8 protein-coding genes are annotated in these 9,558 nt (G+C 72.6%); 4 read left to right on the forward strand and 4 right to left on the reverse strand.

Annotated features, from left to right (window positions below; translation table 11 throughout):
* Positions 1-81: 81 nt before the first annotated feature.
* The 4 genes from ACFW2G_RS30485 to ACFW2G_RS30500 all read right to left on the reverse strand — a co-directional run bounded on the left by ACFW2G_RS30485 (position 82) and on the right by ACFW2G_RS30500 (position 4,434).
* Positions 82-744, reverse strand: coding sequence for an O-methyltransferase (locus tag ACFW2G_RS30485; RefSeq protein WP_384585169.1), 663 nt, complete (start codon positions 742-744; stop codon positions 82-84).
* Positions 745-913: 169 nt separating this feature from the next.
* The gene (locus ACFW2G_RS30490) at positions 914-2,785 is read right to left on the reverse strand and encodes a BTAD domain-containing putative transcriptional regulator (RefSeq protein WP_384455239.1); all 1,872 of its coding nucleotides are present in this window, start codon (positions 2,783-2,785) and stop codon (positions 914-916) included.
* 103 nt (positions 2,786-2,888) lie between these two features.
* Positions 2,889-3,584 carry a 4'-phosphopantetheinyl transferase gene (locus tag ACFW2G_RS30495; protein ID WP_384455236.1) on the reverse strand — a complete coding sequence of 232 codons (696 nt, stop codon included), beginning with the start codon at positions 3,582-3,584 and terminating at the stop codon, positions 2,889-2,891.
* Positions 3,585-3,597: 13 nt separating this feature from the next.
* Positions 3,598-4,434, reverse strand: coding sequence for a metallophosphoesterase family protein (locus ACFW2G_RS30500; protein ID WP_384455233.1), 837 nt, complete (start codon positions 4,432-4,434; stop codon positions 3,598-3,600).
* A gap of 352 nt (positions 4,435-4,786) precedes the next feature.
* Between ACFW2G_RS30500 and ACFW2G_RS30505 the strand changes: the two genes are divergently transcribed.
* The 4 genes from ACFW2G_RS30505 to ACFW2G_RS30520 all read left to right on the forward strand — a co-directional run bounded on the left by ACFW2G_RS30505 (position 4,787) and on the right by ACFW2G_RS30520 (position 8,275).
* A complete protein-coding gene (locus tag ACFW2G_RS30505) occupies positions 4,787-5,548 on the forward strand; it encodes a thioesterase II family protein (RefSeq protein WP_037917648.1) in 762 nt (253 codons plus the stop codon).
* Between the two features lie 42 nt (positions 5,549-5,590).
* The gene (locus ACFW2G_RS30510) at positions 5,591-5,962 is read left to right on the forward strand and encodes a LuxR family transcriptional regulator (protein WP_037918629.1); all 372 of its coding nucleotides are present in this window, start codon (positions 5,591-5,593) and stop codon (positions 5,960-5,962) included.
* A 256-nt stretch (positions 5,963-6,218) separates the two neighbouring features.
* A complete protein-coding gene (locus tag ACFW2G_RS30515; protein WP_384455230.1) occupies positions 6,219-7,181 on the forward strand; it encodes an ACP S-malonyltransferase in 963 nt (320 codons plus the stop codon).
* Positions 7,178-8,275 carry an arylcarboxylate reductase gene (locus ACFW2G_RS30520; protein ID WP_384455227.1) on the forward strand — a complete coding sequence of 366 codons (1,098 nt, stop codon included), beginning with the start codon at positions 7,178-7,180 and terminating at the stop codon, positions 8,273-8,275. Before ACFW2G_RS30515 ends, ACFW2G_RS30520 begins: the two co-directional genes overlap by 4 nt.
* The last annotated feature ends 1,283 nt before the right edge of the window (positions 8,276-9,558 follow it).

The raw sequence follows: 9,558 nt of genomic DNA on the forward strand, positions 1-9,558 counted from the left end.
ATCCACGGCAGTCCCGGCCCGGCGGGGGGGGGGGGCCCCCCCCGGGCCCCCCCCGGCCCCCCGGGCCCCGGCCCGCCGCCCTCAGCGCTTGCGGGCGAGCGTGATCCCGTCCGCCATCACCAGCATCGACAGCTCCACCCGCGGATCCCGGCACAGCAGCCGGTTCAGCGCCCTGACCCCCTCGGTGTCGGGATCCACAGCGGCCGGGTCGGTGACCCTGCCGAAGAAGAGGGTGTTGTCGACCACGATCAGACCGCCGGTGCGGACCAGCGCGAGCGAGCACTCGTAGTAGCGGACGTAGTTGGCCTTGTCCGCGTCGATGAACACCAGGTCGAAGCTCTCCGGCCCGCGCTCCGTCAGCAGGGCGTCCAGGGTCCCGGCCGCGTCGCCGATCCGCAGGTCGATCCGCCCGTCGACCCCGTCCCGCTTCCAATAGTCGGCGCCGACGGACGGCCACCGCTCCTCGATGTCGCAGGACACCAGCACCCCGTCGGCCGGGAGCGCGCGGGCCATGCACAGGGTGCTGTAGCCGGTGAAGGTCCCGATCTCCAGCACTGCCCGCGCCCCCGTCAGCCCGACCAGCAGGGCGAGCAGCTGGCCCTCCTCCGCCATCACCTGCATCGCGGTCCCGCCCGGCAGGTCCGCGGTGGTCTCCCGCAGCTCCCTGAGCAGATCGTCGTCGCGGAGGGAGACGTCCCGGACGTAGGCGAGCAGGTCGGGGGTGGCAGCCGTCTGGTGGGCCATGGCGCAGGGGTTCCTCTCGAACGGGAGCGGCCGACGGGACGTCCGTGGCCGCGACGGTGCGTGCGGGTGCTGGGTACGGGGTGCTGCGTACGGGTCGGTGCCGGCAGGGCGGTGGGTACGGGGTGCAGCGCGCGGGGTGCTGCGCACGGGGCGGTGCGTGCCCGGAAGGTCACCCGGCGCGCATGAACGGGCGGTCGTGCACCGCCTGCGCGTGCTCGCCGGCGTACGCCCTCAGCAGCGGGTCAAGCCGGTAGCGGCCCGCGTGCGGGGCGCCCAGCAGATTTGCCTCGACCAGCGCGTCGAGGGCCTCCTCGGCCTGCGCCTCGGAGCAGCCGAACAGCACCGCGACCCGGGTGCCGGACACGGAGCAGTCCCCGGCGGCCCCCAGCGCGATGAACACCTCGGCCGGATCGACACCGGCCGACGCCGGCCGCCGGAGCCCGGCGTGGTCGGCGTCGAGACAGGGGCGGACCCCGAGGTCGCCCGCGCACAGCTCGTCCAGCAGCCGCGGGGCCTCCGTCAGCCGCCGCGCGAAGTGCCCGATGCTCCAGTGCGGGCGCTCCAGCAGCCTGGTCCCCGCGATCCGGATGGCCAGCGGCAGACCCGCGCACACCGCCAGCACCGTACGGGCCGCCCGCGGTTCGGCGCCGACCCTGGCCGGTCCGACGATGCTCCCCAGCAGCTCCAGCGACCCGGCCTCGTCCAGCGGGGGGAGGACGAGGGTGCGCGCGCCCTCCAGGTCGGCCAGCCGCCGTCGGCTGGTCACCAGCAGCCTGCTCCCCCCGCTGCCCGGTATCAGCGGCCGTATCTGCGCGGTCGAGGACGCGTTGTCGAGGACGACCAACAGTCGGCGGCCCGAGGTCAGCGAGCGGTACAGGCTCTCTCGTTCGGAGGCATCCTCGGGTATCTCGTCCCGGGGGACTCCGAGGTCCGCGAGGAACCGGGGCAGCACCGCGTGCGCGGTCAGCGGCGGGGTGCCCGCGCCGAGGTCGGCGTACAGCTGGCCGTCCACCGAGGATTCGCGCACGGCATGGGCGGTGTGCAGGGCCAGTGCGCTCTTGCCGACGCCGCCGCGGCCGGTCACCACCGCGGTCGCCACCGTGCCCGCGGGCTGCGCGCGGGTGGTGAGGAAGTGCTCCAGCCGGGCCATCGCGCCCGTGTGCGCCGACAGCAGCGGCGGCACCGAGGGCAGCTGCGCCGGCCGGGGCCGGCCCGCCCGCTCCCAGGCGGTGTCCGAGCCCGGTGCTGCGGCCGGCTCCGGCGCCGCCGCGGACGGCTCCGCGGGGCCCGGCGTACGGGGGCGGTCGTGGACGGAGAGGATGTGCCGCTGGATCTCGCGTAGATCGGCGCCCGGCTCGGCGCCGAGCTGTTCGACGAGCAGTACCCGGGTGCGCCGGTAGAGGTCCAGGGCCTCCGACTGCCGTCCTGAACGGAACAGCGCCAGCATCAGCTTGCCTACCAGGGCCTCGCGCAGGGGGTGTTTGCGGACGATCCGCACCAGTTCGGGCATCAGCTCGGCGTGCCGCAGCAGCGCCAGCTCCGCGTCGAAGCGCAGCTCCATGGTCTGTAAGCGCAGCTCTTGCAGGTAGCGCCCCTCGACGTCGCGCAGCGTCCGGGAGGGGATGTCGGCCAGCGGCTCCTCGCGCCACAGGGCGAGCGCCGCGGCCAGTTCGGCGGAAGCCCCTTCCAGGTCCCCGCGCTCGGACAACTCGGCCGCGCGCCGGCGGTGGGCCGTGAACTGGCCCAGATCGCTCTCGTGCTCGCCGAGTTCGAGGAGGTAGCCGGGCGCCCGAGTGAGGATCCGGGCGGAGGCGTGCTCGCCGAGCGACTGGCGCAGCCGCATCACGTAGGTGCGGACGGTCGCGGCGGCGCTCGGCGGCGGAGCACCGTCCCAGACGTACTCGGCGATCCGGTCCACCGAGATCACCCGGTTGGCGTTGAGGAGGAGCGCTGCCATGACCACGCGCTGCCTCGGCGCCGACACGTGCACCTCACGCGCGTTCAGCCGGACGGAAAGCGGGCCCAGCAACAGGAAGTTCAAGGGGGGATTCCTCTGTGTCGTACGACCGGTGGGAAAGACTGCCTTCAGCGTCTTGTGTGACCAGGTGCGGGTCAACGCGGCCCCGTCATGTCTAGACACATCCCTAGAGCCTCATGTGTTGCCATCGGGCCGGGTTGACGCTGTGGGGAACCATCACCGCGGTCAGCACCAGACCGCCCACCACGGCCCAGCGCCCGGTGAAACCGCTGATCGACGGGCCGTCCGCGACCTGGTGGGCGGGCACGGTCAACGCGGCGGAGAACACGCCCCGTACGGGGTCCAGCCGCACGAACGCGTCGAGGAAGTCCAGCGGCCGCCCCGTCAGCGGGAACCATGCCTTGTACACGGACTCCTTGGCGCTGAAGAGCACCCGGTCCCAGCACACCCCCGGCGCCGCCCGCCGGCAGTTCTCCAGCGCGGCCCGCTCCCCGGCGACGGTCACGGCGTCGAGCACCCCGTCCGGCAGCGGACCGTCCGGCTCCGCATCCATCCCGAGGGCCAGCAGGTCGCTGCGGCGGGCCACCGCGGCCGCCCGGTACCCGTCGCAGTGGCTGATCGCCCCGACCACCCCGTCGGGCCACAGCGGCTCCCCGCGCGGACCGGCCAGCAGCGGCGTCCGGGGCAGCCCCAGTCGGGCCAGCGCCTGCCGGGCGCACCGGCGGCCCGTGGTGAACTCCCGCCGGCGCTGCTCCACCACGTGTGCCACCAGCAGTTCCTCCTCCGGGAACAGCTCCGACCCCGGAAGGTCCCCCAGCGATTCCGCCACCTCGACCGACGCCGACAACAGGTCCTCGATCATCGGCGGCCACCCGTCACGGCCGCTCCCCGGCGGGGAAGACCTCGCGCAGCAGCGGGTCCGGCTTGCCCCAGTGCTGCCACTCGCGCGGGTAGCCGAGGGACACCTCCTGGTGCCGGACCCCATCCGCGTGGATGGTCCGCGGAATGTGCAGGTGCCCGTAGACCACGGCCGACGCCCGGTAGCGCACCGGCCAGTCCGCGCTCGCCGCGGTCCCGCACCACAGCGCGAACTCCTGGTGCCGCAGCACCTCCGTGGGCTTCCTGATCAGCGGGAAGTGGTTCACCAGCAGCGTCGGCAGCGCGGGGTCGCAGGCGGCCAGGCGCGCCTCGGTGGCGGCGACCCGCTCCCGGCACCAGTCGGCCCGCGTCGGGTACGGGTCCGGGTGCAGCAGGAACTCGTCGCTGCACACCACCCCGGCCGTCTCGGCCAACGCCAGCGCGGCCCCCGCGTCCGCCACCCCGGGCGGCAGGAAGCTGTAGTCGTACAGCAGGAACAGCGGCGCGATCGTCACCGGCCCACCCGGCCCGGTCCACACCGGGTACGGGTCCTCGGGCGTACGGATGCCCAGGCTCCGGCACAGGTCCACCAGATACCGGTACCGGTAATCGCCGCGCAGCCGCACCGGGTCCGACGGATGGGTCCACAGTTCGTGGTTGCCCGGCACCCACACCACCGTCGAGAACCGGTCGGCCAGCAGCCGCAGCACCCACTCCACGTCCGCGGCCAGCTCGCCCACGTCCCCGGCCAGCAGCAGCCAGTCCTCCTCGTCGACGGGGAACATTCCCTCGACGATCGCCCTGTTCTTCGGATGGGCCACGTGGAGGTCGCTGACGGCGTACAGCCTTGCCATGAGGTGTTCCTCGCCTCCTCGGCCGGATCCGCGGCGCGCGGCCCGGCCGAACCGTTGCTGCTGAAGTGGGCGCCCAGTAAATCCCACAGGACTGCCGCGCACCGCAACGATCCCGCCATTCACCGCGGAAATAGCCGGAACTGAACGCGACCTGTGAACTGGCCGGTCTGCACGACGCGCCCTTGCTGACTTTACAAGTGGCATGGCAGGGTGGGATATGCGCGGCACGTGACCGGCTGATCACCGCGCCCTCAATAGCGCCTACCGGTCGGTACGGATGACGTTGCGCATGATCACCACACTCCGCCCACCGGCACCGAGCGGATTTCGCCGAAAGGAAAGAACGACCTACATGACTTCCCTCTCTCTGGACAGCGACCTGTGGTGCCGCCGCTTCCATCCCTCGCCGACGGCCACCCGGCGGCTGGTCTGCTTTCCGCACGCCGGCGGCTCGGCGAGTTTCTATTTCCCGGTCTCCGCCGAACTGCGCGACACGGTCGACCTGCTGGCCGTGCAGTACCCCGGACGGCAGGACCGCCGGGGGGAGCGTGCCGCCGAGGACCTGCACCTGATGGCCGACGAGGTGGCCCGGGCACTGGCCCGCTGGGACGACCTCCCCCTCACCCTCTTCGGGCACAGCATGGGCGCGCTCGTTGCCTTCGAGGTGGTCCGGCGCATCGAGCGGGCGGGCGGCCGCGTCGACCACCTCTTCGTCTCCGGCCGCCCTGGCCCTGCCGCCGACGGCCCGGAACCGTCCCACCCGCTCGACGACGACGGCATCATCGCCGAGGTCAAGGCCATGAGCGGCACCGACGCGCGCCTCCTGGAGGACGAGGAGCTGCTGGGCATGGTGCTGCCCGCGCTGCGCGGCGACTACCGGGCGCTGCAGGCCTACCGGGCCGACCACGGCTCCGCCGTCACCTGCCCGGTCACCGCCCTGACGGGGGACCAGGACCCCTGGACGCCGCTGCCCGAAGCCGCCGCCTGGCGCGCCCGTACCACGGCCGCCTTCGACCTCAAGGTCTTCCCCGGCGGCCACTTCTACCTGAGCAGCCGCCCGGACGGCGTGATCGGCACGCTGCGCGAGCACTTCGCCGCCACGCCGCGCGCCTGAGGCCGAGGACAGCAGGAACAGCAGGAGCAGGGGGTGCCGAGGATGACGCCGTTGTCCACCGCAAGCGACGCCCGGCCCCGGTCCGGGCCGACGGCGCGGTCCGGGCACGCGCACGACGCCGGACTGCGGGATCGGGGGCCGGCGGCCGGGGGGTCTCCCGACCGCGCGGGCATCGGACGGCTGGCCGCCCTGGACGTCCGCATCCTCGAAGGCATCGCGATCGGCACCTCGACCGCCCGGCTCGCGGCATCGCTTTATCTGAGCCGACAAGGTGTCGAATACCGCATCGGTTTGATGCTCCGTCATTTCCAGGTCGTGAACCGGGCCGCTCTGGTCTCCCGGGCGCACTCCCTCGGCGTCCTGAGCGTCGGCACCTGGCCACCCCGCGTCCTCCCGGAATTTCTTGAGGCGTAGGGAAGCGCGTACGGACGGACCGCCCCCGGGTCAACCTCCTAAATGCTCTTCCGAAGGTCCGGAAGCGCCCTCCGGCGGTATGCGTCCGACGTATTTTCCCAGACCGGAATAGCGTATCGATATCGCGCCACGAGACGGCCGTCCGATCTTCCTGTCGAAGGTCGGATTCTGCGGCAGGCTGCTGGCAGCGGAAGCCCGGCTGCACTACGGTGGGGCGGCATTGTTCCCTCCTTTCACACAATTCACGGGAGCTGTCATGAGTTTGGGGTACCTGTTCGGCGGCGGCGTCGGGACCGAACCGCACGGCCTGGAGCTCTACCGGACCTACCCGGTCGTGCAAAGCTGGTACGAGCAGGTCTCTGCCTGGACGGGGCTCACGGTCGGACAGATCCTGAAGGAGGACCTGCCGACCCCCCAGGAGGAGCGCCAGAGCGTCGGCACCGTCCGCGAGGCCGCCCTCGCGATCGGCGTCCATGACGTCCTCGCGTCGTTCGGCCTGCGCCCCGCGGCCATCGGCGGCCTCAGCCTCGGCGCGATGACCGCCAGTTGCCTCGCCGGATCGCTGGGACGGCGCGAGCTCTTCGAGATGCTGGCGGGCTCACGCGACACCCCCGAACCGCCCGCCGACGCCCCGCAGCAGGGCATAGCCATCGCCTTCGGCTCCCTCGCCGAAGGCGCCCCCGCCCACCCCGGCGAGAACGTCCCCGGCGTCTACCTGGCGGGCGACTTCGGACCCACCGTCGACGGCACCCAGCGCATCATGATGCTCGCCGGCCGGGCCGACGCCCTCGGCGCCCTCGCCGCCGAGGTCCCCCCGGGCACGGTCGTCCCGCTCCCGGGGCGTACCATCGCCGTCCACACCCCGCTGCGCCGCCCCTACCGCGAGTTCATGGCCCCGCGCATCGATGCGATTCCCTTCACGGACCCCGAAATCCCCCTGCTGTCCTGCCTGGAACCCAAGGTCCTGCGCTCCGCGGACGAGGTCCGGGACCTCTTCCAGCGCAACTCCACGGATCCGATCAGCCTGGTCGACGTCTACGACGGCATGAAGGAGCACGGTGTACAGCTCGGCCTCGTGATGGGCCCGTCGATCCCCGAAGGCATCCTCGCGTTCCCCTTCCCGGTGGTGCACATCGAGCGGCCGGAGCACATCGAGCAGGCCCTGACCACCGCTTACGACCTCGGAATCGACCTCACCGGCGCCACGGCGCTGTCATGACCGCCGCCACCCGCGCCGACCCCGGCACCCCCGTCGACCCGGACGCCTACGTCGCGCGCCGGCTGGACACCGACCTCGACGCGTGGACCCGTACCGTGGTCCGGCGGCACTTCGACCCGGTGGCCGGCAGCCCCTACTGGCTGGGCCGCGCCGCCAAGCTGGACTTCGACCCGCGCGACATCACCCGCTACGACGAGCTCACGGCCTTCGGCCCGTTCCCGCTCGACCGCCTCCGCGAGGAGGACCCGGCGGACCTCGTCCCGCTGGCCGTGCCCCGGCCGCTCGCCGGGCGGGTCTGGGACAGCGGCGGCACCACCGGGACCCCCTGCCGGGTGTTCTACACCTCGGACATGCTGCTGCACCGGGCGATCTGGCGCCGCTGGTCCTTTGTACGGGAGGGCTTCGCGCCGGGCCGCGCCTGGCTCCAGGCCACCCCCACCGGACCGCACCTGATCGGCAACGGCGTCCGGGAGGTCTCGGAACTCCACGCCGGCCAGGTGTACGCCGTGGACATGGACCCGCGGTGGGTCAAGCGCCTCATCCGGGCCGGACGGCTGGCCGAGGTCGGCGACTACACCACCCACCTGCTGGAGCAGATCACCGACGTGCTCCGGCAGGGCCGGGTCCACTACCTCAACACCACCCCCGCCCTCTTCCAGGCCCTCCGCCAGCGCCGGCCGGAACTGGTCGCAGCCCTCGACGGCGTACGCCTGAGCGGCACCCAGATCAGCGGCGACATGTACCGGACCTTCACCGCCGCCCTGGAGGGCGGGATCTGCGGACTGACGTACGGCAACACCTTCGGCAACGCGGCCTGCCTGGACGTCGAGCGGGACGGCGAACTCATCAGCTACGTCCCGAACTACCCGGAGGTCACCATGGCGGTGGTGGACAAGGACGACCCCGCCGCCCTGGTCGCGCCCGGCTCGGTCGGCCAGGTCCGGCTGACCGTCCTCCACGAGGACCTCTTCCTCCCCAACATCCTGGAACGCGACCAGGCGCTCCGCCATCGCAGTGGACACTGGCCCTCCGACGGCGTCGCCAACGTCCGCCCCCTCCAGACCACCAGTTCGGCCCCCGAAGGCCTGTACTGACCCCCTCCCTGTCGCTGTCCCCGTCCCCGGGGCGCCTCCGTCAGGGCGGGATGCGCCGTGCGTGTCCGCCCCCTACGCACCATCGTCGGAGCCCTGCATGAGCCGGCGCCGTCCCCCGCGCGCAACCGGCCCCGAGGGTGCGGACGACTCGATAAGGCGGGCACGGGCCCGACTCCAGCCGGGCCGGCTCCGAAGCCCCTGGGGGGTTCGGAGCCGGCGTTCGGGCCGAGGAACCAGGCGATTCGGGCCCGCCTCCCCGCGGAACGGCCGGGCAACCGTGCCGACTGCTGTCCACGGCGGCACCACCGCCGCCCGGGAGGCGCTGTCATCCGGTAGGCGACTCCGGCGGATCAACCTCTCGGAAACCCCGGCCACCATCGACCGCGGTCTGAGCCGTCTCCGTCGCTACGCGACCCATCGGTTCCAACAGGACCTGGAATCCCCGGCGAAGTGTCCCACGAACGGCTGGACACAGACCGATGCCCCTCACGGGCCAGGTGCCCCTGGTCACCCCGGGCCCCCCGCGGGCGGGCCGGATGGCGACAACGCACAAGCGAGGGATCAGGCGAGAACTGTTGCTGACCGCGTGCTGCCGCTGCGGCGGAACGTCGGCGTTTCGGCCAATCCACCCCGACCGACAGTTCTTGCGCGGCAAGGGTCGGTGCACTGCGCACCTTCGGAAAACCGCTGAATCAAAGGGTGCGCAACGCGTCCGAAAGGAACAGGTGCTCGAAATCCCGCGGCGTCGTTGAACACGGGGACGCCACCATGCCCACGAAGGGGGAACACGTTGACGCCGGTCGCACCAGGCAGCGACACGATCGCGAGCGGCCCGAGGGTCGAAGACACGGAGAGTATGTCGGATGCCGAGCGGGAGCTGTACGGCGGCCGACTGCGCTACGACCAGTCCTACGTCCGTCACGAAGGGCCGCTGACCCGGATGAAGTTCGGGCGCATGGCGGCCGCGCTGCCGCACATGGTGGGCATGGTGCTGTGCACCGGCTGGAAGGCGGACCGGCGCGCCCTGTTGGGGGTTGTGTCGGCCGAGCTCGGGCAGGGCGCCACGGCAGCGTGGTGGGCTGGTCGCGGTCAACGGCGTCCTGGCGCAGTGGTTCGCCGACGGTCCCACCGTGGACAAGCTCCACGACGCGCTGCCGTCCCTGGTCGTGCTCGCGGTCGCGGGGGGGGGGGGGGCCGCCCGGGGGGGGGGGGGGCCCGCCCCCCCCCCCCCCCCCCCCCCCCCCCCCCCCCCCAACCGCCAAAACGGGTGAGGGATGGGGCGC

Origin of the sequence: Streptomyces sp. NPDC058880, from assembly GCF_042742535.1 — a bacterium.
Classification (GTDB): domain Bacteria; phylum Actinomycetota; class Actinomycetes; order Streptomycetales; family Streptomycetaceae; genus Streptomyces.